The following is a 424-nucleotide window of genomic DNA, read 5'->3' on the forward strand; positions in this document are numbered from 1 at the left end:
CCGATCCGCCGGATGATCCCCCCGCCAGGCGCGTGGGATCGTGCGGGTTGCGCGTGGTGCCATGGTGAGCGTTGATCGTGGCAAAGCCATAGGCGAACTCGTCCATGTTCAGCGTCGCCACCAGCACGGCCCCGGCATCGCGCAAGCGCGTGATCGCCACGGCATCGCTGGCGGCCGGCGCGGCATTGGCGCGCACCGCCGAACCGGCCGTGGTTACCTCCCCCGCCACGTCGAACAGATCCTTGACGCCATAGGGCACCCCGGCAAGCGGGCCAGGATCGATCCCTTGCGCCACGTGTGCGTCGATCCGCGCGGCTTCGTCCAGCGCGCGGGCGGGCAACAGGCGGGTAACGGCAACATGGCGATCGGCCGCCAGGCGCGAAAGCGCCGCCTGCGCCAGATCGAGCGCGCGCACGCGCCCGGC

1 protein-coding gene is annotated in these 424 nt (G+C 71.7%); it reads right to left on the minus strand.

From position 1 onward, the window contains the following. Positions 1 to 424, minus strand: a 424-nt coding sequence (locus tag H926_RS34890) for an amidase family protein (protein WP_256380252.1), incomplete at both ends; no start/stop codon positions are given.

Source organism: Novosphingobium sp. B-7 (assembly GCF_000410615.1).
Classification (GTDB): domain Bacteria; phylum Pseudomonadota; class Alphaproteobacteria; order Sphingomonadales; family Sphingomonadaceae; genus Novosphingobium; species Novosphingobium capsulatum.